The 25826-nt window shown below is 60.3% G+C and carries 26 protein-coding genes; 5 read left to right on the forward strand and 21 right to left on the reverse strand.

Features of this window, described 5'->3' with window-relative positions; genetic code table 11:
* Position 1: 1 nt before the first annotated feature.
* The 20 genes from DIE13_RS28650 to DIE13_RS28745 form a co-directional block, all read right to left on the reverse strand.
* Complete coding sequence (locus DIE13_RS28650) at positions 2-1180, reverse strand: acetyl-CoA C-acyltransferase (protein ID WP_124830415.1); 1179 nt, start codon at positions 1178-1180, stop codon at positions 2-4.
* 14 nt (positions 1181-1194) lie between these two features.
* Positions 1195-3276 (reverse strand): 3-hydroxyacyl-CoA dehydrogenase NAD-binding domain-containing protein, encoded by a 2082-nt coding sequence (locus DIE13_RS28655; RefSeq protein WP_124830416.1) that lies wholly within the window; start codon positions 3274-3276, stop codon positions 1195-1197.
* Positions 3277-3442: 166 nt separating this feature from the next.
* On the reverse strand, positions 3443-4654 hold the full coding sequence (locus tag DIE13_RS28660; protein WP_124830417.1) for an acyl-CoA dehydrogenase family protein: 1212 nt from the start codon (positions 4652-4654) through the stop codon (positions 3443-3445).
* Between the two features lie 34 nt (positions 4655-4688).
* A complete protein-coding gene (locus tag DIE13_RS28665; protein WP_244097768.1) occupies positions 4689-5732 on the reverse strand; it encodes a phosphotransferase family protein in 1044 nt (347 codons plus the stop codon).
* A 46-nt stretch (positions 5733-5778) separates the two neighbouring features.
* Positions 5779-6543 carry an enoyl-CoA hydratase-related protein gene (locus DIE13_RS28670; RefSeq protein ID WP_124830418.1) on the reverse strand — a complete coding sequence of 255 codons (765 nt, stop codon included), beginning with the start codon at positions 6541-6543 and terminating at the stop codon, positions 5779-5781.
* A gap of 47 nt (positions 6544-6590) precedes the next feature.
* Positions 6591-7355, reverse strand: coding sequence for an OmpW/AlkL family protein (locus tag DIE13_RS28675; protein WP_124830419.1), 765 nt, complete (start codon positions 7353-7355; stop codon positions 6591-6593).
* Positions 7356-7539: 184 nt separating this feature from the next.
* Positions 7540-8562: a 4-hydroxy-2-oxovalerate aldolase gene (gene dmpG / locus DIE13_RS28680; RefSeq protein ID WP_124830420.1), complete on the reverse strand. Its 1023-nt coding sequence runs from the start codon at positions 8560-8562 to the stop codon at positions 7540-7542.
* A 12-nt stretch (positions 8563-8574) separates the two neighbouring features.
* Entirely contained in the window at positions 8575-9525 is a 951-nt protein-coding gene (locus DIE13_RS28685) for an acetaldehyde dehydrogenase (acetylating) (protein ID WP_124830421.1), read from the reverse strand.
* Positions 9526-9554: 29 nt separating this feature from the next.
* Positions 9555-10334 carry a 2-keto-4-pentenoate hydratase gene (locus DIE13_RS28690; RefSeq protein ID WP_124830422.1) on the reverse strand — a complete coding sequence of 260 codons (780 nt, stop codon included), beginning with the start codon at positions 10332-10334 and terminating at the stop codon, positions 9555-9557.
* Positions 10335-10430: 96 nt separating this feature from the next.
* Entirely contained in the window at positions 10431-12056 is a 1626-nt protein-coding gene (locus tag DIE13_RS28695) for a 3-(methylthio)propionyl-CoA ligase (protein WP_124830423.1), read from the reverse strand.
* Positions 12057-12134: 78 nt separating this feature from the next.
* Positions 12135-12977, reverse strand: a complete 843-nt coding sequence (locus DIE13_RS28700; protein WP_124830424.1) for an alpha/beta fold hydrolase — start codon at positions 12975-12977, stop codon at positions 12135-12137.
* A gap of 15 nt (positions 12978-12992) precedes the next feature.
* Positions 12993-13865, reverse strand: a complete 873-nt coding sequence (locus DIE13_RS28705; RefSeq protein ID WP_124830425.1) for a VOC family protein — start codon at positions 13863-13865, stop codon at positions 12993-12995.
* The gene (gene hcaB / locus DIE13_RS28710) at positions 13862-14710 is read right to left on the reverse strand and encodes a 3-(cis-5,6-dihydroxycyclohexa-1,3-dien-1-yl)propanoate dehydrogenase (RefSeq protein WP_124830426.1); all 849 of its coding nucleotides are present in this window, start codon (positions 14708-14710) and stop codon (positions 13862-13864) included. Before hcaB ends, DIE13_RS28705 begins: the two co-directional genes overlap by 4 nt.
* The gene (locus DIE13_RS28715; RefSeq protein ID WP_124830427.1) at positions 14711-15922 is read right to left on the reverse strand and encodes an NAD(P)/FAD-dependent oxidoreductase; all 1212 of its coding nucleotides are present in this window, start codon (positions 15920-15922) and stop codon (positions 14711-14713) included.
* Positions 15919-16242 carry a bifunctional 3-phenylpropionate/cinnamic acid dioxygenase ferredoxin subunit gene (locus DIE13_RS28720; protein ID WP_124830428.1) on the reverse strand — a complete coding sequence of 108 codons (324 nt, stop codon included), beginning with the start codon at positions 16240-16242 and terminating at the stop codon, positions 15919-15921. Before DIE13_RS28720 ends, DIE13_RS28715 begins: the two co-directional genes overlap by 4 nt.
* 11 nt (positions 16243-16253) lie before the next feature.
* Complete coding sequence (locus DIE13_RS28725) at positions 16254-16802, reverse strand: 3-phenylpropionate/cinnamic acid dioxygenase subunit beta (protein WP_124830429.1); 549 nt, start codon at positions 16800-16802, stop codon at positions 16254-16256.
* Positions 16792-18114: an aromatic ring-hydroxylating dioxygenase subunit alpha gene (locus DIE13_RS28730; RefSeq protein ID WP_124830430.1), complete on the reverse strand. Its 1323-nt coding sequence runs from the start codon at positions 18112-18114 to the stop codon at positions 16792-16794. Before DIE13_RS28730 ends, DIE13_RS28725 begins: the two co-directional genes overlap by 11 nt.
* A 362-nt stretch (positions 18115-18476) precedes the next feature.
* Positions 18477-19502: a helix-turn-helix domain-containing protein gene (locus DIE13_RS28735; protein ID WP_124830431.1), complete on the reverse strand. Its 1026-nt coding sequence runs from the start codon at positions 19500-19502 to the stop codon at positions 18477-18479.
* A 55-nt stretch (positions 19503-19557) separates the two neighbouring features.
* Positions 19558-20211: a TetR/AcrR family transcriptional regulator gene (locus tag DIE13_RS28740; RefSeq protein WP_105819060.1), complete on the reverse strand. Its 654-nt coding sequence runs from the start codon at positions 20209-20211 to the stop codon at positions 19558-19560.
* 502 nt (positions 20212-20713) lie between these two features.
* Positions 20714-21622, reverse strand: coding sequence for an AAA family ATPase (locus DIE13_RS28745; protein ID WP_124830432.1), 909 nt, complete (start codon positions 21620-21622; stop codon positions 20714-20716).
* A gap of 329 nt (positions 21623-21951) precedes the next feature.
* Here DIE13_RS28745 and DIE13_RS28750 point away from each other — a divergent pair, with 329 nt between their 5' ends.
* From DIE13_RS28750 to DIE13_RS28760, 3 genes are all read left to right on the forward strand, one after another.
* Positions 21952-22662, forward strand: coding sequence for a PadR family transcriptional regulator (locus tag DIE13_RS28750; RefSeq protein ID WP_124830433.1), 711 nt, complete (start codon positions 21952-21954; stop codon positions 22660-22662).
* Between the two features lie 37 nt (positions 22663-22699).
* On the forward strand, positions 22700-23521 hold the full coding sequence (locus DIE13_RS28755) for a siderophore-interacting protein (RefSeq protein WP_124830434.1): 822 nt from the start codon (positions 22700-22702) through the stop codon (positions 23519-23521).
* A 116-nt stretch (positions 23522-23637) separates the two neighbouring features.
* Positions 23638-23862, forward strand: a complete 225-nt coding sequence (locus DIE13_RS28760) for a hypothetical protein (protein WP_124830435.1) — start codon at positions 23638-23640, stop codon at positions 23860-23862.
* Between the two features lie 35 nt (positions 23863-23897).
* On the opposite strand, the gene DIE13_RS28765 is transcribed toward DIE13_RS28760, so the two are convergent.
* Complete coding sequence (locus DIE13_RS28765) at positions 23898-24479, reverse strand: undecaprenyl-diphosphatase (protein WP_124830436.1); 582 nt, start codon at positions 24477-24479, stop codon at positions 23898-23900.
* A gap of 462 nt (positions 24480-24941) precedes the next feature.
* Between DIE13_RS28765 and DIE13_RS28775 the strand changes: the two genes are divergently transcribed.
* Entirely contained in the window at positions 24942-25682 is a 741-nt protein-coding gene (locus tag DIE13_RS28775) for an acetoacetate decarboxylase (protein ID WP_096501016.1), read from the forward strand.
* Positions 25683-25734: 52 nt separating this feature from the next.
* Positions 25735-25826, forward strand: a 92-nt coding sequence (locus tag DIE13_RS28780) for an SDR family NAD(P)-dependent oxidoreductase (RefSeq protein ID WP_124488979.1), incomplete at its 3' end; no start/stop codon positions are given.

Genomic DNA, 25826 nt, shown 5'->3' on the forward strand with positions numbered 1-25826 from the left:
ATCAAAAAACCTCGAACAACCCCGCTGCGCCTTGGCCGCCCCCGATGCACATCGTAACGACGACATATCGAGCACCACGGCGCTTACCCTCCAACAGCGCATGCCCGACGAGGCGCGCGCCGGAAACACCGTACGGATGTCCCAATGCAATGGCGCCGCCATTGACGTTGAGACGCTCCATCGGAATGCCGAGCTTGTCGACGCAGTAAAGCACCTGGACAGCGAATGCCTCGTTAAGCTCCCAAAGGCCGATGTCATCGACCGTTAAACCGGCCTTCGCAAGCAGCTTAGGTACGGCGAACACCGGCCCGATACCCATTTCGTCCGGCTCACATCCGGCAACGGCAAAACCCCGGAATGCGCCGAGTGGCTGCAGGCCGCGGGCGGAGGCCAGCTTGCCGTCCATGACGACAGCAGCTGATGCACCATCGGAGAACTGGCTCGCATTACCGGCCGTAATCACGCCACCCGGCAAAGAAGGACGAATTTTCGAAAGGCCTTCCAGCGTCGTATCGGCACGGATGCCTTCATCGACAGACACCGTGACTTCGCGTGTGCCGAGTGCTCCGGTCTTCGCGTCGGCGACACCCATCACTGTGGTGATCGGCACGATTTCGTCCGCAAACCTTCCGGCGGCAACGGCATCCGCCGCCCGCTGCTGGCTTCGAACGCCATACTCGTCCTGACGATCTCTCCCAATGTTGTATCGCCGGGCGACGGTTTCAGCGGTTTGCAGCATGCTCCAGTAGATGGTGGGCTTGTGCTTCTCAAGCCAGCCGTCGTTCAGCATGTGTCGGTTCATTTCCTGCTGGACACAGGAAATGGATTCGACACCACCCGCAACGAAGATATCGCCTTCACCGGCAATCACACGCTGCGCGGCCGTCGCAATCGCCTGCAGTCCAGAGGAGCAAAAGCGATTGATGGTTGCACCTGGCACGCTCGCCGGGCAGTCTGCACGCAATGCGATCTGCCGCCCGATGTTCCAGCCAGTCGCGCCTTCCGGAACGGCGCAGCCCATCAGAACGTCCTCGACTTCACCCGGCTCGATGTGCGCACGCTCGATCGCGTGTCTGACGACGTGCCCGCCGAGCGTAGCGCCGTGCGTCATGTTGAACGCGCCCTTCCAGCTCTTCGCGAGTGCCGTCCGAGCGGTGGAAACAATCACTGCTTCAGTCATATTCGTGCTCCACATCAATCGTTGAAACCTTTGCCCACTTCGGCCAGCCGCTCGAGCGACGGGGCGGTTTGCCACGCTTCGCCGCGATACCCCTTGCCGTAGCGGCGCGTCGCTTGCGTCACGTTGTAAAGGCCCACGGTGTCGGCATAGAACATTGGACCGCCGCGGAAGATCGGGAAGCCGTAGCCCGTGAGATAAACGACATCGATATCGGATGCTTTCGATGCGATGCCCTCTTCCAGTATCCGAGCACCTTCGTTCACGAGCGCATAGACAAGACGCTCGACGATCTCGTCGTCCGAAATCACACGCCGCTCCAGACCAATATCTCTCGATTGCTGGACGATCATGTCATTGACAGCCGGTGACGGATACGCCTTGCGATCGCCCGCCTTGTAGTCGTACCAGCCTGCACCGGATTTTTGGCCGAACCGCCCCATCTCACAGAGCAGATGGGTCGTCTTCGAATACACGATATCCGGCCTTTCCACCGCATGGCGCTTGTAGATCGCCCGGACGATGTCGTTGCCGGACAGGTCGACCATGCGGAACGGGCCCATCGCAAAGCCAAACTTCTCGATTGCACGATCGATCTGTTCCGGTAGCGCGCCCTCGTCCAGCAGATAGCCTGCTTGGCGCAGGTACTGATTGATCATCCGGTTACCAATGAAGCCGTCGCAAACACCGGACACCACCGCCGTCTTGCCGATCTTCCTGGCGAGACTCATGACTGTCGCCAGCACGTCGTGGGCGGTCTTCTCACCTCGTACGACCTCGAGAAGTTCCATCACGTTGGCCGGACTGAAGAAATGCATACCGACCACGTCGTAAGGCCGCTTCGTGAACGCGGCGATCTTGTCCACGTCCAGGGTCGAGGTGTTCGATGCCAGGATGGCTCCATGCTTTGCGACAGCATCCAGCTCCCGGAACACACTTTCCTTCACGCTCATTTCCTCGAACACCGCTTCAATAATGAGGTCGGCGTGCCGGAGGTCGTCATAGGAGAGTGTCGGCGTCAGAAGGGCCATACGCTGCTCGACCTGTTCCTGCGTGAGCTTGCCCTTTCTGGCGTTGTCGTCGTAGTTCTTGCGGATCGCCGCGACACCGCGCTCGAGCGCGTCTTGCCGCGTCTCGAGAATCGTGACCTGGAGGCCCGCACTGAGAAAGTTCATCGCAATGCCCGCTCCCATCGTGCCCGCGCCGACGACAGCCACTTGCGTTACCGTCCGCACCGGTGTGTCGGGTGGCAGGTCAGGAATCTTCGCACCAGCACGTTTTCCGAAGAAGGCGTGACGAAGCGCTCGGGATTCCGATGTGTCCATCAGTTCCATGAACAGCTTGCGTTCGAACTTGATCCCATCGTCGAAGGCTTGCTCGACGGAAGCCTGCACGGCGTCGACACATTTGAGCGGCGCCGGAAAGTTGCGGCTGGCAGTTGCAATCGTGTTGCGCGCGAATTGCAGGAATCCGTCCGGATTGACATGCTCGATGCGGCGATCTCGCAGCCGCGGCAGTTCGTTCCGGTCCGCAGCCTGTTGTGCAAACCGCACCGCGCCTGTCAGCAGGTCGCCCTCGATGATCAGGTCGAACAGGCCAGTGTCTGCCAGTTTTTCGGAGCGTACGATTCGGCCGGATACGATCATGTCGAGCGCTGCCTCGAGGCCGACGGCCCGCGGGAGGCGCTGCGTCCCCCCTGCTCCCGGAAGAACACCGAGCTTCACTTCAGGTAGTGCAATCTGCGCACCCGGTGTGACAACACGAAAGTGGCAACCCATTGCCAACTCCAGCCCACCGCCCATGGCCACCGAATGGATGGCGGCGACAACCGGCTTGGCGCTGGATTCGATCGATCGTATGACCGTATGAATGCTCGGTTCCTGCGTTGCTTTCGGCGTGCCGAATTCGCGGATGTCCGCTCCGGCCGAGAAGCCGCTGTCTGCCCCAGTAATGACAATGGCCCGTACGCCCGCGTCGGTTGCTGCTACGGCCATTGCCTCGACGATGGCGAGACGTGTCGCGTGCCCGAGCCCATTGACCGGTGGGTTGTCGAGCGTGATAACCGCCACGTCGTCGTGCACCCTGTAGTGCGCTGTCATGTTCCCTTCCCTTGTATGTGCGACGCACGGGACGGGGTACCGTGCATCCAGGTTGAGCTATGTCGCCGCCAGTTCGATACAGGCAGCTCGATTGGATCCAAAATCAAATAAACATTCGAACGTTCGGCCTTTTTTTAAGGCGAACGTGAAATTCCTGTAGTGCCGCTCATCTCGATCCCCGATAACGGGCCAGTTCCATTCGCCCTATCTGATTGCGATGCACTTCATCCGGACCGTCCGCGATGCGCAGCGACCGTGCGGCAGCATAGGCGTGCGTCAGGAAGCGATCCTGCATTCCATAGCCCCCGCAGGTCTGAATCGCCCAATCGATGACCGTGCATGCCATGTTGGGCGCTGCCACCTTGATCATCGCAATTTCGCGTGCGGCCGCCTTATTGCCGATCGCGTCCATCTTGTGCGCAGCATCCAGCACCAGTAAGCGCGTCTGGTCGATCGAGATACGTGCGTCGGCAATGCGATGCTGCGTCACCGTTTGGTCGGCAATTGCCCGTCCAAACGCCGTTCGCGACAGGCTACGTGTACACGTCACTTCGAGTGCACGCTCCGCGAGACCGATCAGGCGCATGCAGTGATGGATACGACCGGGGCCGAGACGCCCTTGAGCAATCTCGAAGCCGCGCCCTTCGCCGAGCAGCATGTTCGTTACCGGCACACGTACGTTCTCGAAGACGATTTCCGCATGCCCGTGCGGCGCGTCGTCGACGCCGAGCACCGGCAGATGGCGAAGAATCGTCACGCCGGGCGCGTCGCGCGGCACGAGGATCATCCCTTGCTGACGATAGCGCTCTGCCGCGTCAGGGTCGGTCTTGCCCATGAAAATGAAGACCTTGCAGCGTGGATCGTTGGCACCAGAAGTCCACCATTTCCTGCCATTGATCACGTATTCGTCACCGTCACGCACGATCGAGCTCTCGATGTTCGTTGCATCGGACGAGGCCACAAGTGGCTCGGTCATTGCGAACGCCGAGCGAATCTCGCCACGCAGCAACGGCTCGAGCCACGTTTTCTTCTGCTCCTGCGTGCCGTAACGGACCAGCACTTCCATGTTGCCTGTGTCGGGTGCCGAACAGTTGAAAACCTCCGGTGTCCATGGCACCCGGCCCATGATTTCGCAAAGGGGAGCGTATTCGACATTCGTCAGTCCCGCCCCATGTTCCGAATCGGGAAGAAACAGATTCCACAAACCTTGGTCCTTCGCGTGCGCCTTCAGTTCTTCAATGAGCGCGATCGGCTGCCAACGGTCGCCGTCGCAGACTTCTCGCTCGTAACGTTCCTCGTTGGGGTACACATATTGATGCATGAATGCCGAAACACGGCGCTGCAGGTCCTTAACCTTTTCCGAAGGTTCGAAGTTCATCTATTCCTCTTCCGAATTGCGGCCGGTGCTACTGTCAAGCGGCCATCGCGCGTTCTGCGCAACCCCATCCCAGATCGCCCATCGCGGCAGCAAGTCTGCCGTGCTCGAATGCCTGATCGCTGCTTGCGTTACCGTCGAGTGCGCGCTTCATGATTCCTTGCCGAATCGCGGCCACGCGAAAGAAGTTATAGGCGAGGTAGAAGTTCCACTCACGTGTTCCGATTTCCTCAATGCCGGTACGGCGGAAGTACGCCGACACAAATTCAGCTTCATGCGGAATGCCCAGCGAAACCTTGTCGGCGTCAGTCAAGTCCGCCAGTCCGCGCGAACCGGCCGCCGGCAAGTGCCACGCGAGGCAGAGGTAGGCGAAATCCGCGAGCGGATCACCAAGCGTCGAGAGTTCCCAATCGAGTACAGCGACCACTCGTGGCTCATCCGGGGCAAAGATCATGTTGTCCAGGCGAAAATCGCCATGAACCAGGCTCGTCCGTTCCGCGCTGGGAAGATGATGCGACAACCATTCGATCAATCGTTCGATGGACGCAATGTGGCCCGTCTCGGATGCGCGATACTGTTTGGTCCAGCGTGACACTTGACGCTCGAAATAGCTTCCTGTTCGCCCGAAGTCGCGCAGACCAAGTGCGTCGATATCGACCGTATGCAGCGCCGCCATGACGCGATTCATTTCATCGAAAACCAGGCGGCGTTCGTTGGGCGTCATGCCCGGAAGGCTGGGCTCCCAAAGCACTCGGCCTTCCACATAGCTCATGACATAAAACTCGGCGCCAATTACCGATACGTCGTCGCAATAGCAGTGCGCATGCGCGACCGGCACCGCGGATCCGTTCAATGCATGTATCAGGCGATATTCTCGATCGATCGCGTGAGCGGACGGCAGTAGCGTGCCCGACGGCTTGCGGCGCAGGACATAGCGGGCGGATGGCGTCGTCAGCAAATAGGTTGGATTCGACTGGCCTCCCGAAAATTGCGATGCGTCGAGTGGCCCGCTAAAACCACGCAAATTTCCGCCTAGCCACGATTCCAATCGCCGCACGTCGAAATCAGGGGTTCGCCCCATGGCGGCCTCATGCGGACGAGTGTCAGTGTTACTTTTATCCATCACGTTATTGAAGCTTCGAGAAATCGGGACGACGCTTTTCCTTGAACGCGGCCAAGGCTTCGCTGCACTCGTTCCCTGCCAATTGCTTGTCGATCGCATCGAATTCCGCGTTCATTTGATCGATGACTCTCCTGCGCTCACTCATCAACCGTTTCGTCGCTCTGACCGCGCCCGGCGCCTTTGCAGCGATAACTGCCGCGATCGCCTTCGCTTCGGCTCGAAGCTGGTCAACCGGCACCGATCGATTAGCGATTCCCCATTCCACGGCGGTCTGCGCATCGACAGAGCGGCCGAGCGCGATCATCTCGAACGCACGAATGCTTCCGATCTGCAACGGAAGCAGGTAGCCCGACGCCGCTTCAGGAACGAGCGCCAGGTCGACAAACGGCGCGCTGAGTTGCGCGTCGTTCGCAACGATGACGTAGTCGCAATGCAACAGCATGGTGGCGCCGACACCAATGGCTTTCCCCTGTACGGCGGCCACGACGGGGATCTCCATCGTCGCCAGATATCGGAGAAACCGCGCACCGCGGCTCTTGCCGATGCCGTCACGAATTGCTTCGGCGGAGAATTCGCTCAGGTCGCTTCCGGCCGAGAACGTGTCACCATCAGATTGGATGAGGACGGCGTTCACGCGCTCGTGCGCAGTTGATTCAAGCGCATCCGCAAGCGCGCCGTACATCGCACCGGTCAATGCATTCTTCTTTTCTGGCCTCGATATCGTGACGATCAGCACCCGCCCGTCAACTTGGACTTTTATGTCGCCCACGGTGAAATCTCCTGTTTCGCTATACCCATTCAGACTCGATCCGCCGCTCAAAATCGATAGGAAACCCCAACGAATCCGATGATTGGATTGGCCGTGATTCGCGCCGTGTTGCTCAAAACGGTCGTTCCGTTGGCGCTGACTGCATCGAATTTTCCGGTCGTCTTTAGCGGGATGTAGGTGATCGATCCCAGCACGGACCATCTACCGTTGAGGCGATACGTCACGCCGGCCGTGAAGGCTGGGTTCCACGACGAGCTGGCCGATGCATCAACCCTTCCACCCGGTCCGGCAAATTGACCGAGTGCCCCGCTGAATGCGGGATGAACCTGGACGGAGCTGAACCACGTGTAATTCACGCCGACACCCAGGAATGGGCGCCACAAACTGTCCTTCTTTCCAAAGTAATACTTCACGAACACTGTGGGCGCCCACACCCGCGCCGTCACCAACGGCTTCAGATCACCCACGGGCATTGCCGGCCCCTGGGGCCCAAGGGGGGTGGCGACCCCTTGGGAGAAAAAATTCAGCTTCGGGGGAAATCCCACGGCACTTTCGATCGCAATATGCTCCGTTGCGAAATAGGTAACGAGGAATTCTCCCGTGAAGGTGTTATGAATTTCGGCGCCTGTTCCAGGAGAAGTGAAAGTGCCGAACTGGGAACTGCTTTTCAGTTCTTGAGAGCTCGATTGCCTCATGTCGATCCACGCGGCGCCACCGGTTACCACAACGCTTCCCACCTCCTGTGCGTATGCCGTACCCGCGAGACCGCACATCGAAATCGCCAGCGCGATCGAATTCAGTTGCTTCCTCATACTTCGTCTCCTCCGTTTTACGGCGAACTCAGTCCCGAAAGGTGCCGACCGGGCTCTCAATGGCCATCATTCGTCGGCATTTAATTAGCATCACGAATTACATAACGTACTTCTCCGAGTACTTCTGTCGATCGAAAATATCTCGCTTGAGCGATCCGCAGCTATCCGCGGACCACCAAGTTCCCTACGACTGTCGAGCGCGAAGAAGGTCGAGCGCCACGTCGACGATCATGTCCTCCTGCCCGCCAACCATGCGGCGTCGCCCCAATTCGACAAGGATGTCGACGGTCTTCAATCCGTATTTCCGAGCGGCGCCTTCGGAGTGGCGAAGGAAGCTCGAATAGACGCCTGCATAACCCAGCGCCAGCGTTTCGCGATCGACACGAACGGGCCGGTCCTGTAGCGGACGAACGAGGTCATCGGCAGCATCCATCAGGCTATAAAGATCACATCCGTGATTCCAACCGAGCCGTTCGGCCGCGGCGATAAACACTTCGAGCGGCGCGTTTCCGGCACCGGCGCCCATGCCAGCAAGGCTTGCATCGACGCGGTCGCAGCCTTCCTCGACGGCGACGATGCTGTTGGCGACGCCAAGGCTCAAATTGTGATGGGCATGAATGCCTGTCTCGGTCTCCGGCTTCAACACGTCCTTGAAGGCGCAAAAGCGCTCGCGTACGTCGTTCATTCCCAGTGCACCACCGGAATCGACGACGTAGCAACACGTCGCCCCGTAGCTCTCCATGAGCTTCGCCTGCTGTGCAAGGTCGCGCGGGGTGGTCATGTGGCTCATCATGAGGAAGCCCACCGCCTCCATCCCGAGCTCGCGCGCGTACTCGATGTGTTGTTTGGAGATGTCGGCCTCGGTGCAATGCGTGGCTACGCGGACAATACGAGCGCCAGCGTCATAGGCCGCACGCAAATCGTGAATCGTGCCGATCCCGGGCAGCAGCAACGTCGCGACCTTCGCGTGCTTGACCGTTTCCGCCACTGCGGCAATCCATTCGAGATCGGTATGAGCGCCGAATCCATAGTTGAAACTCGATCCTTGCAGCCCGTCTCCATGCGCCACCTCGATCGAATCAACTTTGGCTTCGTCGAGCGCTTTCGCAATCGCCGCCGCCTGTTGCACGCTGTATTGATGACGAATCGCATGCGAACCGTCTCGCAGCGTCACGTCGGAGATGTACAGTTTTTTGCCGAGTGTCATGCCGTGTTTCCCCTAGGTCGTAGCATGGGCGACCATCTCGGCGGCCATGCGCTCAGCACAAGCCTTCGCCGCGGAGGTCATGATGTCGAGATTGCCGGCGTAGGACGGCAGATAATGCGCGGCGCCCTCTACCTCGAGGAACACCGAGGTTTTGAGCCCTGTCATACGCGCGCCCACACCCGGGATATTCAAGGGTGCATGGGCTTCTATCCGATCGAATTGCACCCGTTGCTTGAGGCGATAGCCGGGCACATAGCGATTGACGGCGGCGACCATGTCCTCGATCGACCGCTCCACCGCCTCTTCGTCGGCCGAATCGGACAGACAATAAACCGTGTCACGCATGATGAGGGGCGGATCGGCCGGATTGAGGATGATGATGGCTTTCCCCTTTGCCGCGCCGCCAACCTGCTCGATCGCTTTGGACGTCGTCTCCGTGAACTCGTCGATGTTCGCGCGCGTGCCGGGCCCAGCGGATTTGCTCGAAATGGAGGCAATGATCTCGCCGTAATGCACTTTTGCGACGCGCGACACCGCTGCCACCATCGGAATGGTCGCCTGGCCGCCGCACGTCACCATGTTGACGTTCAGCGTATTGACGTGCGCGTCGAGATTCACAACCGGCACGCAGTACGGGCCGATCGCGGCCGGCGTCAGGTCGATCATGCGAACGTTTGGCTTGAACCCCCGCAAGAATGCGTCGTTCTTCACATGCGCTGCCGCGCTCGTCGCGTCAAAGACGATATCGATATCCCCAAACACCGGCAGGCGCGTAAGCCCCTCGACGCCTTCGTGCGTCGTCGCGACGCCCATGCGTGCCGCACGCGCGAGACCGTCGGAAGCGGCATCGATGCCGACCATCGCCCCCATCTCGAGATGATCACCGTGTCGCATGATTTTGATCATCAAATCGGTGCCGATATTGCCCGACCCGATGATCGCGACTTTCAACTTGCCTGCCATGGATTCTCCCGCTCGTTAAAATCGATCGCCTACGCAGCGATACAGGAAACTTTGCCTAGCCCGCCGACTTCCAGCTGCAATGCGTCGCCTTCGCGTACAGGGAACATCGGCCCCAACGCACCCGACAGCACGACATCGCCAGCGCGAAGCGGATCGCCGAGTTGTTGCATCGTCCGGGCGAGCCACCAGGCGGCGAGTAGCGGATGGCCCAGGCAGGCAGCCCCATGCCCCTCCGAGACAAGCTCGTCCGTTTTCAGGAAGCGCATCTTGCAAGTAGCGAGATCGAGATCGGAAATGCGTTTCGGATCCGTGCCCAGGACATAAAGGCCGCAAGAGGCGTTGTCCGCGACCGTATCGACGAGCGTGATGCTCCAGTTCTCGATCGCGCTGTCGACAACCTCGATCGCGGGCAATGCGTACTCGATGCCATGCAGGAATCGGCCCCAGCTCAGTTCCTCGGTCAGGTCGCGCCCGATGACGAAAGCCACCTCGCCCTCGGCCTTGGGCTGAATCAGGCGACTAACCGGAATGTCTGCGCCGCTGACAAACTCCATATCCGTGAACAGGACGCCGAAATCCGGCTGGTCGACCCCGAGTTGTCGCTGGACCGCAACCGATGTCAAGCCGACTTTCTTCCCGCAAATTCGTTTCCCCGCGTCGATAGCACGGTTCGTGTTGATCGCCGCTACCCGATACGCGTCGTGCAGACTCTCGATCCCGAACCTTTCCGAAATCCTGGAAACCGGGATACGCGTACTGCGGGCTTCGTACAAGGCATCCGCGGCTTGCTGAATAGAAGAATTAGCCATACGTCCAAACCTCATCTACCAAGATCTCCGGCGCGGACTGACGTTCGTTCCGCAGCCTTGGAATAGGTGGTGTGTTTCATCAATAAGCTTCGAAATTCAGGCCGTCGGCAATCGATGCTCCTTGAACTGCTCCCGCAGTGCGGCTTTTTGAAATTTCCCGGTCGCGGTCATGGGCATGGCGTCGACGAAAACCACATCGTCCGGAACCCACCACTTCGCCACCTTTCCATCAAAAAACTGCAGCAATTCATCTCGACTGACATTCGCGCCGGCTTTTTTTACCGCTACCAACAATGGGCGCTCGCCCCATTTCGGATGGCGCACGGCAATGCACGCGGCCATATGTACCGCTGGGTGAGCCGCTGCGATGTTCTCGATGTCTATCGACGAGATCCATTCACCTCCGGATTTGACGACGTCCTTGCTGCGATCGGTGATCTGCATGTAGCCATCCGCATCGATCGTCGCTACATCGCCAGTTGGAAACCAGCCATCCTGCAGCGGCGACGTGTCGTTTCCGTAGTACGAATCGATCACCCACGGGCCACGAACGAAGAGGTCGCCGGCCGCTTTGCCGTCCCAGGGCAATTCGTGACCGTCGCCATCTTCGATCTTGATGTCTATGCCTGCAATCACAGGACCTTGCTTCTCGAGGATCTCTTCTTCCTCGGATTCGGAAAGTGCTGCACGCTGACTTCGCAGCGTGCAGCTGGTGCCCATCGGCGAAGTCTCCGTCATGCCCCAGCCATGAACCACGTCGACACCCAATCTTTTGAAGGCGCGAATCATCGAACGGGAGACGGCGGACCCGCCGATACCTGCTCGACGGAATGTCGAGAACGCGAGATTGTTCGATCGGACGTATTCGAGCAAACCCAGCCACACAGTCGGCACGCCGGCGGAGAACGTGATCTTCTCCCGCTCGAGCAGCTCGTAGAGAGAAGCGCCGTCGAGCCTGGACCCCGGAAGCACCAACTTCGCGCCGACGAGGGGCGCTGAATACGGCAGCCCCCATGCATTCACGTGGAACATGGGAACCACGGGCATGATGACCTCCGACGCCGAACAACTCAGCGAGTCGGGCAAGGCGGAAGCGTACGTATGCAGAACCGTCGAACGATGCGAGTACAGCACGCCCTTCGGGTTGCCGGTCGTACCGGACGTATAGCAGAGGCCCGATGCGAGGTTCTCGTCCAACATCGGCCATTCGAAATTTCCATCCTGCGCACCGATCAATTCTTCGTAGCAGAGCAAGGAGACCTTGCTGGCGGCGGGCATGTCCTCACGACCGGCCATCATGATCCATGCCGTGATCCCTGGGCACCGTCCTCCGATTTCCTCGACGAGGGGCAGGAACTGAGCGTCGAAACACACGTACGTGTCTTCGGCATCGTTGACGATATGGACGATCTGCTCAGGAAACAATCGTGGATTGATGGTATGGCAGATCGCACCCGCACCTGGCACGGCGTAGTAAAGCTCCAGATGACGATAGCTATTCCATGCCAGTGTGCCGATGCGATCTCCTTGTCGCACGTCGAGCGCCTCCAACGCCTGGGCCAGCTTACGCGCGCGGAACTCGCACTCCCGATAGGTATAGCGATGAATGTCGCCATCACTGCTGCGCGAAACAATCTCGACGCCGCCGTTGTATCGGGCCGCGCGCCTTATGATCGAAGAGATGAGCAGGGGCGTGCTCATCATCCGGCCTGTCATTGCCATGAAAGATCCCAGTTACGTCATGATTCAACAATCGTCGGCGTCGTATTCCCGTCGGCCGCCCTGCGCTTCTCGCGCGTGTCAACGCTCTTCCGAGAGGAAGGACGAAACGACTCGATTGAACCGATCCGCCCATTCCCATTGCGCCCAGTGGCCGCACTTCGGAAAGGTGTTGAGTTGCGCATTGGGAATACGCTTGACATAGATCATTCCGGTATCGAGCGGAACCACGCGGTCCTCTCTGCCCCAAATGATCAGTGTCTGGTGCGGCAGCGTCGCAAGGCCCGGGTCTCGCCAGAGTTCTTCGATCGGTTGTCCGGATTCCAGGCGCATCGGCGGCTGCGCAATGATGCGCGGATCCATTGCCGCCTCAAGTCTGCCCTTGACCAGTTCATCGGTGATCGCCGACTGATCGAACAGGCTCTCGCTGATGAAACTCTTCACCTTTTCCGCCGTAATGCCATCGCCCTCATAGGCGGTCGCCAACGTGCGGATCGCGGGCGTGGGCCATTGGCCAAGCGTCGGGAAGCCGCCGGCCGGTCCCATCAGCACGAGCCGGCCGACACGGTCCGGAGCAATCAAGGCCATCTTCAGGGCAATCATTCCTCCGAGCGAATTACCGATGATGTCAGCCTGCGTAATGGACAAAGATTCCATGAGACCGAGAATCGAGTTCGCCCACCAGCCAGGAATCGATACGCCAACCGGCCTCATGTCGGATTTGCCCCACCCGGCGAGGTCCGGCACGATGACACGGTGGCTGCGCGCGAAGAACGGCGCGTTGCGGCTATAGTTCGACCAACCGGACGCACCCGGCCCCGATCCCTGAAGCATGATGAGAGCCGGACCTTCGCCCGCCTCCTGGTAGTGGATTCGGGTGCCTTCGAATTCGACAAACGCGCTGCGGAAATTCACTTCACTCATGTTGTTCTCCCAATCTCACTGGCCGGTACGGTGATGGCCCCACACGCTGATCCGATCGTGATTCACCACCGTCCACGACTCGTCGACGCTCACCGCTCCCGCACCGTATTCGACTTCGAATCCTGACGGCGTTCTCGCGTAAAAGGACACCATCTGGTCATTGGTGTGGCGACCCAACGTCATCGTGACCGGCACGCTCTGCTGCTCTGCGCGATCGAGCGCGAAGCCGACGTCGTCGATCGACGGCACCTGCAACATGAAGTGCTGGAGGCGCTTCGGCGCCGGCATTTCGGCGAAAGCCAACGTGTGATGCCTCGGGTTGCAGTGAAGGAAATGCAGTTCGAGCGTGCGGTCGGGACCGATCGGCATCGTGATGATGTCGGATAGCTTGAAGCCCAATCCCTGGCAGTAGAATTTGAGTGCTGCTTTGAGGTCGGGAACGAGCAGCACGATATGCCCGAGCCCTTGGTCGCCGGTTTCGAAACCGTCGACCACCGCCGATCGAAACGGTGCTTCGCCGCGTTCGGTCGCCCCCCAGAACAGTTCCACCGGCAAGCCGGACGGATCGGCGCAACGTGCCAGCCCGCGCACCTGCCGGCAACGTGCGAGTTCGCCGGAATCGCTTTCGACGCTGTAACCCAGGTCCCGCAGGTGTCCGGCCATATGCGCGAGTGCTTCCGGCCCTTCCAGTTCGAATCCGGCATAGGCGATGTCATCGCGCTCACCTGGTTCAACCGAAATCCGCCAGAGACGGTTATCGATGCGGTAGCGATCGCCGGACGCGCCATTTTCTCCGGGCATCAAACCCAGGAACTTGGTCGCGTACCGTTTCCAGGCGGACAAGTCGGAAGCGTCGATTCCGATATAACCCAACGATTGCACCTTCATGCGACTGTCTCCTGATTGATTGCAAGTTTTTCGAGCAAGCCGGCTCCCCCGCGGCAATCGATAAACCCTTGAACGGCCAACCCACCGTCGTGTCGCAGGACCGTTCCCGTCGCCGGCACGTTGTCTTCGCGCGACGCAAAGAAAACATAGGCGCCGGTGTAGTCGGCCGGAGTCGGCAGATGACCGATAGGCACCACATGGCGCGCCATTTCGACGAACGGCTCCGCCGGAATCGTGGCATCCGAGAGTCCGAGCGACTTCACGCCGCTGAGGTTCGTGATCATTCCCCCCGGAGCAACGGCGTTGACGCGGACGAACGGCGCCAATTCGAAAGCGAGTTGCGTAACGATGCCGCGAATTGCGTGCTTGCTGGCCGTGTAGAGGACGCCGCCACCGTCCGACTGAAACGACGCGTTCGATGCCGTAAAGATCAGACTCCCGCGACTTTCGGCCAGCGCTTTCAAAGCGGCCTTGGCGAGCAGAAGATAGCCCTTCACGTTCACGGCGAACAATTCGTCGAACGCCGAAGAGAGTTTGTCTTCCGAGAGGTCGACCAGTGCGGTCTTGAAATCCCAGATCCCGGCGTTCCCGATCGCGCAATCCAGGCGGCCGAACTGAGCGACCAATCCATTCACTGCGCGAAGATTGTCCTCATACGACGTAACATCGCCCTGGAAGCCCATCACAGCATTACCGAGTGCATCGCGGATTTCGGCAATCCGCTCAGCCGAGCGGTCAAGCACGCCTACCCGCGCGCCCTCCGAAACGAACCGCTCGACGATGGCGCGGCCCAGGCCAGATGCGCCGCCTGTCACCAGCACGACCTGGTTTTCCAGTTTTTTCATTTAGTTCACCTTGTAGCGAAGCAAGCTGCAAAGCTCGGTAGAGGAATCGGCCAGCAGATTGGTCTGCACCGCGATTCGCGACTCGACGAGCCGTTTGGCCGTTGCGTATTCACGCGGGGCGTCGACTGTCGCAACGCCTGCCACCCGTCCGTTCGATACGCGGAATACGGAAAAGGACGCGCCTGACTCATCGCCCCGAATAACCATTTCTCCCGAGCCGGTGAGATCGCCTGCAAGTTGAATCTTTCGCCCGGCGATTTCGGTCCACGAAAGCGCGGTCTGAGGCTGCTCGTTCACGCGCCCGATCATTGCGCATGCTGCGACGGCCGCCTGCGCCTGGCTGTTGAGAAAACTCTCGAGAGAGCGGCGCCCGCCTTCTACGAGCGGCCATGAGGCAACGTCACCGGCAGCGAAGATTCCAGGAATGGTGCTGCGGCCAGCGGCATCGACGACCACGCCGCGCATACACGCCGCACCTGCGGCTTGTGCGAGTTCGTCGCATGGCTGGGCTCCCACACTCAGGACAACGACGTCAGCCGGCAAGTACGCGCCGTTCGACAATCTCACGCCGCGCGCCCGTGCATGGCCTTCGATCAAGGCGACCGTCGCAGATCGATGAACGACCACACCGAGTTGCTGGAGTTGGACCCGCGCCCAAAGCCCCATCATTCGCCCGAGCGCGCGCTCCATCAGTTCCTCGCCAGACTCGACGACAGTGACCGCATGCCCTGCCTTCCGCGCGGTGCTGGCGACCTCGCACCCAATCAGGCCACCACCGATGACGACGATCTCGCTCTGCGCCGCCAGCGCGTCTCGAAGCGCGAACGCATCATCCAGCGCACGTAGCGTATGGACGCCTGGCAACGACACGCCGGGCAAGTCGACCTTGCGAGCCCGGGCGCCGGTCGCCAGCAAAATGCCGTCGGTCGCCACCGCCGTGCCATCGTCAAGCGCGAGTACGCCTCCGTCAATCGACACCGCGCGCGACCCTCGACGCCAGTCGAGCTCCAATGTATTCAGGTCTTCCGTCGAGCACAGCGCCGGCGGAGCGCCCCCGCACAGTGCTTCCTTCGATAACGCAGGTCGCTCGTACGGGTGCTGAGCCTCCTCGCCGACCAAGATGATCCTGTCGCTATACCCATTGGCACGAAGCGTCTGCGCCGCGCGTACACCGGCGAGGCCCGAACCGACAATCGCAAGCGGCTGTTTCATATGCCGGCCTCAGGTTCAAGATCGATCAGTACCCGGTCACCCACTACCTTGATCGGAAACACCTTGACGTCGCGTATCGCCGGCGGAGCACAGACCTTCCCGGTCTTCACGCAGAACTTCGCCATATGCAGGCTGCATTCGATCAGGCCGCCATCCAGATAACCGTCTGACAAGGACCAGTCGCCGTGGGGACACTTGTCCTCGATCGCGTAGAAATCGCCTTCGATCTTGAACACGGCGACCGCCTCGGGTCCCGTGTCGATCCTCAACCCGGCGTCGCTTGGGACGTCCGATACTGAGCAAACATCGGTAAACGACATTGCGCTCACCCTCAAAGGAAGAAACTGAGGTTGTTCGCGAGAAACGTCGTCTGATCGAGCAAGATGCGCCGACTGACGATCTGAAATCCCGCGTCCGTATCGACGCAGCGCAGGCGATCATGGCGTTCCCCGACCAGATAGTCGGTCTGTCGTTCCGACCTGCTGCGATATGCGAGGAAGTTCGAGCGGACGAGGTATTCGCCCTGCCCGGCAGCGCTTGCGCGTACGTTCGTGATCAGATGTCGCGTGTGAGACGGCGGCTCCTCGGCCCATGCGGCGCCCGATTGGAGTTTGCGTAGACGAAGCTTGAGGTTTTCCTTGCTTTCGTCGAAGTACGCGAGTTCATCAGGACTGGTCCATTCCAGTTTTCGCTCGCGCGGCCCCACGTTGCGGCGGATCGGCATCACATAACGGAGGTCGTCGGCCATCAGCTCGATCCACTCCGCGATGTTCCTGCCGTCGAGAAGCTCGGCTTCGAAAAAGAGGAACTGTTCGATCGCAAAGTGCTCTGCTGCCGAAACAGCGTTCGCGCGCGTCGCGGCGATTTCGTTAGCAACCATGGCCGGCCTCCTTGGCGCACGTATCGCGTTGCGTCGGAATACACATCAACTTGAGCCAGTGGCTATAGAGTCGCCGTGCGGCCTCCTCGCTGTAGCAGCCCTCGACAGTGCCGGGGAACGCGGGATCCGCAGCGGGATTGATATCCTTACCCATCTGAATGCTCATGGTGGTACGGCGCGCCTGATGTCCGCGCAGCACACGCTGGATCTCGACCCAGTTCTCGCCGTCGTCCTGCTCCCAGGTTCCAGCCGGAGAGAAGGTACGCAACGTGGCTTGCCGGAGTTGCTCCTTCTCGGCAGGTGAAGCGTCGGAGTCGACCAGACAGAACGCCCAGACCTCGATTTCGCCAGGGCCGCGCGGATGCCAGACGCGGCAGCTGTGCACGCCTCCGAAAAATGAGAACGTGGGAAACACGGTCATGTGTTGCGCGGTCACCGCGCTCAAGCCCGCGTTGTGAGCGGCATGCCGCTGAGCAAGGGCCACCGAATCGTATCCCGGCTCGCGCTGGCCAGCCTGCGACACAATCCAGTCTTCATGAAGGCCCGGGGCAAGGAAAAAGCCCGTGCCATGTCCTTGGTCCGATAACAGTTGACGGCCCGGCAGCGGCAGTTCCTTGCCCGCATACTCCGGTGTTGTCGCGACTTGCACAGACACATGCGACATGACCCCGTGGTGCATATCGCTGGCGAATTGCTCAGCGGCAAGTTTCCAGTTGCAGGGGATGACCCACTTGTAGATCCCGCCGATCGGCTCCGTACCGGCAGGCGACCGATCGAGCAGTGCGTCCAGGTACAGCGCAGCTTCGCCGAGCGATTCTTTCAGCGATTGCGCATGCTCGTCCCAGTTGGCGAAGATCAGACCCTTGTAGCTTTCAACTCGAGGGACGCGCCTTGCAGGCCACTCTTCCTTGTTGAAACACGGCCCGTAGTGCTCCTCTGACGGGACGTTCACGAGAGCGCCGTCAATCCCATAGGCCCAACCGTGGTAACTGCATGTGAATGCCTTTGCGTTGCCCTGATCCGCACGGCAAATCTTCATGCCGCGATGACGGCACTGATTGAGCAAGACGGCGACCGACCCGTCCTTTTGCCGAACTGCAACGACGGGATCTTCCGCCATGTACGTGGAGAAGAAATCCCCGGTCTTGGGAATATGTTTCTCGTGAGCGATGAACAGCCACGACCGCCCGAAAATGCGATCCAGTTCCTGCTCGTAGATACCCTGGTCGGAGTAGACCAGCGGACTGATCGTCCCCGCCTCTTCGTCGAACAGCGCAGAAGCAGGATGGCCTTGAATGGTGGTATCAGGCACTTGCGTCTCCTAGATAGTTGCCCATGGCGAAGCATCGGCTCTTATTGCGGTATGCGGCCGTTGGTGTAAGCGTCGCGCGCATTTCCGTTACAGGAACAATAGGCGTTCTCGAACTGTCCGCCTTTGCTCACAGCGCGGAAAAGCTTTGCTTGTCGGGCAGCGACATCCGCGGATCACATGGCGATGCTTCGCGCGACAGCATCGATGGACGATGCTGCCGGCTGCAGAGTGGAAACGTTGGGAGGGATGCCCGGTGTGACGGCATGACGAGCGTCATGCCGCAGAGGGCGATGGACTTTAGTTGATCGCGCGTTCGCGCGGTGGAACGTGGTGCGTCAGCGCGGGCACGGGCACACGGATGCTCACATGACTTCCAGCTGGACGCCCCTTTCAGCGTCGACTGACGAAAGGCCCTCGCGGCGGATACGATCTCTCAGTTGGCCCGGGCTTTCGCCAAATCGATTCTTGAAGGCTCGATTGAAGTGGCTAATGTTCTTGAATCCTTCTTCGTACGCAACCTGGCAAATTGTTTCCTTAACCTGGCTTCTGAGAAGCAATCGTCTTCTGCATCGCTCGAGTCGCTCCGCGATGATCCACTCCGTTACCGTCGTCTGACATTGAGCGAAGAGTTCATTCAGGCGACGCACGCTTATGCCCATGGCGCTTGCGATGGAGGATGGGGTAAGGGTGTCGTCGTGCAACCTAGCGACGATGTGAGATTTGATCCGCTGCAGAGTCGCGCGACTATACATCGTTGCACGCCCCTCTCCCGCCACGACCGAACTGGCGCTTACCGCCGCCACGATGAGATCCAGCAAGCTGCTCTCCAACCACGGGACGCTATCGCCTGCAATCGAGTTCGCCGACTCGTATGTGGTCAGCAGCGTTCTCAACAGCACATGCATGATCCCGTGCCGGCTATCGAATTTTCTGTCTACCGCATCCTGAAAGATCACGCGTCGAATGTGTGATTCGATTTTCGGAAGACGTACCCATAGCCCATCAAAGCCTGCCGAGAACTCCATCCGGCTAGGATGCTCCGGGCCGATGAGCGCAATGTCGCCCTCGGCCAGCGTGTAGTAGCTGTTCCCGATCTCGCATGACAGTTGACTTGCCAGAACGACAACCAGAATCAACTCGTCCTGCCCTCCTCTGCCGCTTTTCGAATCTCGACGGATTCCAAACGGACGACTGGAGGTCGCCGCCTCGGAGCGCAGCATTTCAATGCTGCTTAATCGGCGCCTCGTAATCTTTCCGACCGGCTCAAGCCGATTCCGGGAAGCCTCGAGTTCCAACCGCTCGCCGTCAAACGCCTCGCACAACCGCTGCGATGTCAGACGCTCGAAGTCTTGTGGATCGGACGACAACTGTTGAACAGGTGCGTACATGTGTCTCCCCCATCATTAGTGGGTCATTTACGTTGTATTCCCTTCTCGTGCCGCGCTACTGTGGAGCGTAGCTGAGCGCCCTCCAGACAGCCTTCGTCGCAGCGCGAAGTGCTTCATCGTCTGAAGATGCGCCATGTGCCGGCCGGACTAAAACGATCAAACCGGCCAAATGGGAGTACAGCAGACGACCGCGTAACGCGCACTCCCGCGGTGTAAGCGATCGATTGATCTTGGCCAGCAATCGAGCGAACGTCTCCTGAAATCGACGGTTGAAACTTGCAACCAGGTCTCGGGCAAATTCTTCGCGCTCGGCCATGCTCCAGACTTCCAGGCAAAATGGTGCAATGTGTGTGCCACGCTTGACCAACTCGTCAAAGGCGATATCTGCGATGGCATCTAGCCGAGCCTCCGGCGATAGATCATCGTCGTCGACCACACTTTCATAGAGCGTCAGATATCGTGTTGCCACGGCCTCCGACGCCGCTCGCAAAAGGTCTTCTCTGGTCGGAAAGTAGTACTGCAAGGTCGCCAGGTGGATCCCAACATCGCTCGCCACGCGGCGCAAAGCGAACCCGACGTTACCGTACTGCGCGAGCACATTGATCGCGGCCTCCACGATTTCGGGGATTCGTGTCGTTCTGTTACCGCGGCGCTTTGGCTCGTCGGCCAACTCTTTAGCCCCTGTCAGTTCAATCGCCAGCTCCCTCATCTTTGACCTCTTGCCGGCAGCCGCCGGTGTGCGCTTCGGACAGTCCAACCGCTCAAATATCGATCTTCCCTCGACCGAGCGATCGCAGTCAGTTCATCGGTCCTCGCCCAAGCCACCATGACGAGCAACCACCTTGTCACAAAGAATATGTCACGCGACTGATAATTACCAGTCAACCGAGCACGCAAAGATCAGACCCCATCAACATTTCTTCTATTTATCAGGTTGATAAGTGATTTTCCTAGGGATCGCGACATTGATATATCAGTCGCATGACTGTATAAATCAGTCATTAGACTGATAATTACCGCCTGACACCAGCCTGGAAGTCAAGTTGCTCGAGGGCAAATCGGAGCACCCGCGCCTTGACGGTACCGCATGTGCCAAGGTGCGGACTCACAAGGTGGTCGAGTCGCGGTGACGGGTCATGGAGAGTGCGATGAACTACGACGGGTATTGTTTGCGAAGGTTGATCGACAAGTGGCTTGCCCCCTCCGACACGTCACCGATTCGCATCAAGCGCTTCCAGCTCAGCGACAAGGTATAGGCGCCCAGGTGCTTCCGGCGTACCGATGATTTCCTTTAACCGCGCATAGGTCGTCCCCGCCAAATACCCCTGCGCGTAGCTTGCATCGTCCTCATCATGTCGGGCTAACGTCTGGGCTTCATCACGTGCGGTCGTCTGGTCACGGGCGATGCCTTCACGTTTGAGTCGCAACGCCGTCTGTTTGTCACTTCGAAGAACGAGTTCAGCATCCATCTGCTCGTTGAAATGGCCGACAAAGTCGTTGAACTTGTCCATGCCAAACAACACCGCGATGAGTTCAGTGCGTTGCGCTGGGGGCCGGGCGGCCATCCGGGAGAAGGCATCAATCCGGTTTTTTTCGATAAAACTAAATCGATAACGGTCGGCGTCGGCAATCACCTGAATGTCATTGCCATTCGCGGCCGTCACGACGAGGCGCGGCTCGACAAAGTTGCGCGTACGGATATTCGCGAGATATCGCCGCTCGTCGATGCGCTTGAGTTCCGCCTCCTCAACCGAACCCAATAGGCCCCGTTCCAATGCCTCGCAAAGACTGGCCTTCCCGCTCCCGTTTGGCCCATAGAACAGGATCACCCGCCTGCGAAGATCGAACTGCTCTTCGCGCCGAAAGCCTCGAAAGGGGCCGACTGTCAGTTCCTTGAGTCGCCGCCACGACCACTCTTCGGTTGCCGCCGGCATGTCGATCTCGGGAAGTTCAGCGGGGCTCGCCGCAAGGTGCAGGCGGGCCAGACTGGCCAAGGCTGCTGATCGCGCATTGCGTTGCCGGGAAGTGGCCGCAATCTCGTCGAAATCAGCCATCACCATATTGGCAAAGCGCTTCGCCGCCTCGTCGACACCATGCTGCGGAACGTGAAGCCAGCGCAAAAAAACGGACGTAATCCTGCTTGGCAGAGCCCATCTTCTTATTCCCCCCGAAGTCACCGCATACGCTCTGCGGCATTTTGGCTTTCACTCTAAGCCTGACTGGTCATCCCGACCAGACAAAAATACTGGGATGCACAATGAAAACTATTCAAACAGAAAATCAATAGTTTTGTTCAAATACTGCAAAAAAGGCCACCTTTTCTGCAAACCGACACAAACCAACCGTCATTCGCTCACCTGCCCCGCCATCGCCCCCCAATAATCCCCCTTGACACCCTATCTTTCGATATATATCTTTAGATATGTTTTTCGACATATAGGACACGATCATGCGACACAACCCCTCCCGCGGCCATGCCCGATGCGACGGTCATGGTGCGCATGCCGGCCCTGAATGGTTCGCCGGTCTCTGGCACGCGATCGGCCGCCATCGGCGCGGCCACGATCCGTTCGGTGGCGGCCCGTTCGGCGGCCGTGGCGGACGCGGCGGCTTTGGCGATTTCGGCGACGACGGCATGCCGCGCGGCCGCCAGTTCAGCTCCGACGATCTCCAACTGCTGCTGCTCGCGCTCGTCGCCGAGCAGCCGAGCCATGGCTACGAGCTCATCAAGGCGCTCGACACACGTTCGAACGGCTTCTACAGCCCGAGCCCCGGCATGGTGTATCCGGCACTCACGTATCTCGAGGAAGTCGGCTTCGTCGCGTCGCAGGCGGAAGGCAACCGCAAGTGCTACGCCCTCACCGACGCCGGCCGCGCGCATCTCGATGCGCAGCGCGAACGCGTCGACACCCTGTTCGCGCGCCTCACGCATCTCGCGCGCAAGATGGAATTCATGCGCCGCGCCTTCGCCGGCGAAGCGGCGGGCAGCGAAGCACCGGACGAAGCACAGCCCGGCTGGCTGCCGGAGTTCGTCGAAGCCCGGCTCGCCCTGAAGCGCGCGCTGCTGCACAAGAGCGCCGCCGATGCCGACGAACAGCGTCGCATCGCGGCCATCATGCGCCGCGCGACGGCCGAAATCGAAGGCGGCACCGGCGCATAAGCCGCGCCGCCCCGTCAAACCATAGGAAAACGGATTGATGCAAAACACCTCAGAACGCGCCGTCACCCGCGTGCGCCATACCCTCAAGTTCCGCCTGCTGCAGGTCGTGCGCGTGCACGCCGTGACGCCCCACTTGCTGCGCGTCACGCTCGGCGGCCCCGATCTCGCAGATTTCGAATCGTCGTCGTTCGACGATCACGTGAAGGTGTTTTTCCCGCCGCCCGGCGCCGATCGGCCGGCGCTGCCAACGCTCGGCGCGAACGGCCCGGAATTTCCGGAGGGCGAACCGAAGCCCATCGCGCGCGACTTCACGCCGCGCCGCTTCGACCGCGCCGCCTGCGAACTGGATCTGGAATTCGTGCTGAACCATCCGGGCCCCGCATCGCAGTGGGCCGCGCAGGCACGCGTCGGCCAGTGGCTCGGTATCGGCGGCCCGCGCGGGTCGTTCGTGGTCCCGATCGATTTCGACTGGCATCTGCTGATCGGTGACGATACGGCGCTGCCGGCGATCGCACGGCGTCTCGAGCAATTGCCGGCCGGCTCGCGTGCAGCAGTGGTGCTGGAAGTCGCGGACCGCACCGCGCAGATCGCGTTCGATACGCGCGCCGACGTGCATGAAATCTGGCGCTTTCGCGCCGAAGCGGATGCAGCGGACGAAGACGTGCTGCTGAACGCCGTGCGCGAACTGCCGCTGCCGCCGTCCGGCGAGGGTTACGTGTGGGCGGCCGGCGAAGCGCAGTCGATGCGCGCGGTGCGCCTGCACCTGACCGGCGAGCGCGGGGTCCACAAGTCGCGAATCCGCGCGGCGGCATACTGGAAGCGTGGCGCGGCGGCCGTGCACGAGACGCTGGAAGACTGACCGCGAAAGGGCGCGCGCCGGCGGGGTTGGCATCGGCGGCGCGGCTGGTATATATGTATGTCTGCGACGCCGCTGTCGGACGACAGCCGCCGCAGCCCGTACAGGAGCGCCCGGTCATGACAAAAGAAAGCCACGCGTCGCCGTTCCTTCGCAACCTGAAGATCGCCGGATATTGCGGCCTGGCCGCTGTCGTTCTCGCGCTGTTCGTCGCGATGTGCGCGATCCTGAAGGAAAGCTCGCTCGAACGCGACGCCGCGCAACACCCGGGCGAGACGCCCGAACTGCACGATGCGGGCGGCGGCACGTCCGCTTCGGCCGAATCGGCCAAGACGCCCGGCTGACGGCGTCCGGCCCGTACTTCTCCTGCTCTTCCCGCTTACGGCGCGCGCTCGCGCCCCATCATGACTGCGTGCACCGCGTCGCCGATCCGTTCGATCGGCTCGACCACACGTTGCCCGTACAGGTGCGCGGCCAGCGCACCGGCCGTGCCGACCAGCACGCCGCCCGCCATGTCGAACGGCCAGTGCACGCCGGCATATACGCGGCCCCATGCGATCGCCACGGCCATCGCGACCATCACGAACCCGGTCAGCCGTGTCGTACCGGCGAGCAGCATGCCGACCGCGAGGCTCCATGCGAACGTCATGTGATCGCTCGGAAACGAACTGTCCGGCGAATGCGGAATCAGTTGCGCGCCGACGCCGGCCATGAACGGCCGCGGGGAGAACCAGAAATGCCCGATCACCTGCGCGAGCAGGAGCGCCAGGCAAGTGCCAACTCCGGCTTCGATCGCCTGACGCCGCGTCGGCCGCTCGCCGAAAATCCAGGTCAGCAACAGCATGACGGGCAGCGCATAGACGAGCCAGTCGGCGGCGAAGATCGCGAGGCGGGCCACGCCGTGGTTCGGCACGGCGCCTGCATTGATGGCGGAAAACAGGGTGAGATTGAGGTTCTGCATGAATCCGGTTGCGTGAAACGTGAGTGGGGGACCGGTCGTGCCGGTCGGATGCGAACGATGCTAGTGCTCACTCGCTTAAGTGGTGCTTAGTGCGCCGGGCGACCTGCGCCGGTACTCGGGTCGCCTGAACCGTGGCCGGTTCGCCGCGGCGAACGCACTTAGAGCCTGCACTGCAACACAAGTTCACACAATTGTCACATTCTCGCGCGACCTTCTCCCGTAAAACCTCACCACCTATCCCGTAAAACCTCACCTTTTTCACATCGTGGCGTCACTGACGCATGCGAATATCGGGCCGCCGGGCGCAATTCGCGCCGTTTGTGTCGCTCGCCTCAATATTTACATCGCTGATACGTCGAAATCGGCAACAATTAATTCCAGATGCGGCATCGCACAACGGCAACGCACAGGCATACGATTACGACCACTCATCCACGAAGCGATCAACAACAAGGAGTCCGCATGAAACCCAGCGATGTCCGATCGAAAGCGTTTGCGATGCCGTTGACCAGCCCCGCGTTCCCGATGGGCCCGTACCGTTTCGTCGATCGTGAGTTTCTGATCATCACGTATCGCACCGATCCGGATCGTCTCCGTGAAATTGTCCCCGAGCCGCTGCAGATCACCGAGCCGCTCGTTCATTACGAATTCATTCGCATGGCCGATTCGACCGGCTTCGGCGACTACACCGAAAGCGGCCAGGTGATCCCCGTCGAATACAACGGTCAGGCCGGCGGCTACACGCTCGCGATGTATCTCGACGATCACCCGCCGATCGCCGGCGGCCGCGAACTGTGGGGTTTCCCGAAGAAGCTCGCATCGCCCACGCTGCACGTGAACACCGATCACATCCTGGGCACGCTCGACTACGGCAAGGTTCGCGTCGCGACCGGCACGATGGGCTACAAGCACAAGGAACTCGACATCGACGAGCAGCTGAAGCGGCTCGCCGGCCCGAACTTCCTGCTGAAGATCATCCCGCACGTCGACGGCACCGCACGTGTGTGCGAACTGGTGCGCTACTACATGCAGGACATCAAGATGAAGGGCGCGTGGACGGGCCCCGCATCGCTCGAACTGGCGCCGCACGCGCTCGCGCCGGTGGCCGATCTGCCGGTCCTCGAGATCGTCGAGGCACGCCACCTCGTAGCAGATTTGACACTCGGCCTGGGCGAAGTCGTCTACGATTACCTGGCTCAGTAACACGTCCGCAGTCTTTTCTCCCTGTCAATCCTTTCACCACGGGAAATTCGAAATGAGCAACCTGAATGGCAAGACCGCAGTCGTCACGGGCGCCGCAAGCGGCATCGGCAAGGAAATCGCACTCGAACTCGCGAAAGCGGGTGC

Origin of the sequence: Burkholderia sp. Bp9016 (assembly GCF_003857765.1) — a bacterium.
Taxonomy (GTDB): domain Bacteria; phylum Pseudomonadota; class Gammaproteobacteria; order Burkholderiales; family Burkholderiaceae; genus Burkholderia.

What these genes read in the sequence shown, in the direction of transcription:
- DIE13_RS28650 (WP_124830415.1), bottom strand. Translation starts at nt 1,180, where the DNA reads ATGACTGAAGCAGTGATTGTTTCCACCGCTCGGACGGCACTCGCGAAG.
- DIE13_RS28655 (WP_124830416.1), bottom strand. Translation starts at nt 3,276, where the DNA reads ATGACAGCGCACTACAGGGTGCACGACGACGTGGCGGTTATCACGCTC.
- DIE13_RS28660 (WP_124830417.1), bottom strand. Translation starts at nt 4,654, where the DNA reads ATGAACTTCGAACCTTCGGAAAAGGTTAAGGACCTGCAGCGCCGTGTT.
- DIE13_RS28665 (WP_244097768.1), bottom strand. Translation starts at nt 5,732, where the DNA reads ATGGGGCGAACCCCTGATTTCGACGTGCGGCGATTGGAATCGTGGCTA.
- DIE13_RS28675 (WP_124830419.1), bottom strand. Translation starts at nt 7,355, where the DNA reads ATGAGGAAGCAACTGAATTCGATCGCGCTGGCGATTTCGATGTGCGGT.
- dmpG (WP_124830420.1), bottom strand. Translation starts at nt 8,562, where the DNA reads ATGACACTCGGCAAAAAACTGTACATCTCCGACGTGACGCTGCGAGAC.
- DIE13_RS28685 (WP_124830421.1), bottom strand. Translation starts at nt 9,525, where the DNA reads ATGGCAGGCAAGTTGAAAGTCGCGATCATCGGGTCGGGCAATATCGGC.
- DIE13_RS28690 (WP_124830422.1), bottom strand. Translation starts at nt 10,334, where the DNA reads ATGGCTAATTCTTCTATTCAGCAAGCCGCGGATGCCTTGTACGAAGCC.
- DIE13_RS28695 (WP_124830423.1), bottom strand. Translation starts at nt 12,056, where the DNA reads ATGGCAATGACAGGCCGGATGATGAGCACGCCCCTGCTCATCTCTTCG.
- DIE13_RS28700 (WP_124830424.1), bottom strand. Translation starts at nt 12,977, where the DNA reads ATGAGTGAAGTGAATTTCCGCAGCGCGTTTGTCGAATTCGAAGGCACC.
- DIE13_RS28705 (WP_124830425.1), bottom strand. Translation starts at nt 13,865, where the DNA reads ATGAAGGTGCAATCGTTGGGTTATATCGGAATCGACGCTTCCGACTTG.
- hcaB (WP_124830426.1), bottom strand. Translation starts at nt 14,710, where the DNA reads ATGAAAAAACTGGAAAACCAGGTCGTGCTGGTGACAGGCGGCGCATCT.
- DIE13_RS28715 (WP_124830427.1), bottom strand. Translation starts at nt 15,922, where the DNA reads ATGAAACAGCCGCTTGCGATTGTCGGTTCGGGCCTCGCCGGTGTACGC.
- DIE13_RS28720 (WP_124830428.1), bottom strand. Translation starts at nt 16,242, where the DNA reads ATGTCGTTTACCGATGTTTGCTCAGTATCGGACGTCCCAAGCGACGCC.
- DIE13_RS28725 (WP_124830429.1), bottom strand. Translation starts at nt 16,802, where the DNA reads ATGGTTGCTAACGAAATCGCCGCGACGCGCGCGAACGCTGTTTCGGCA.
- DIE13_RS28735 (WP_124830431.1), bottom strand. Translation starts at nt 19,502, where the DNA reads ATGTACGCACCTGTTCAACAGTTGTCGTCCGATCCACAAGACTTCGAG.
- DIE13_RS28740 (WP_105819060.1), bottom strand. Translation starts at nt 20,211, where the DNA reads ATGAGGGAGCTGGCGATTGAACTGACAGGGGCTAAAGAGTTGGCCGAC.
- DIE13_RS28750 (WP_124830433.1), top strand. Translation starts at nt 21,952, where the DNA reads ATGCGACACAACCCCTCCCGCGGCCATGCCCGATGCGACGGTCATGGT.
- DIE13_RS28755 (WP_124830434.1), top strand. Translation starts at nt 22,700, where the DNA reads ATGCAAAACACCTCAGAACGCGCCGTCACCCGCGTGCGCCATACCCTC.
- DIE13_RS28760 (WP_124830435.1), top strand. Translation starts at nt 23,638, where the DNA reads ATGACAAAAGAAAGCCACGCGTCGCCGTTCCTTCGCAACCTGAAGATC.
- DIE13_RS28765 (WP_124830436.1), bottom strand. Translation starts at nt 24,479, where the DNA reads ATGCAGAACCTCAATCTCACCCTGTTTTCCGCCATCAATGCAGGCGCC.
- DIE13_RS28775 (WP_096501016.1), top strand. Translation starts at nt 24,942, where the DNA reads ATGAAACCCAGCGATGTCCGATCGAAAGCGTTTGCGATGCCGTTGACC.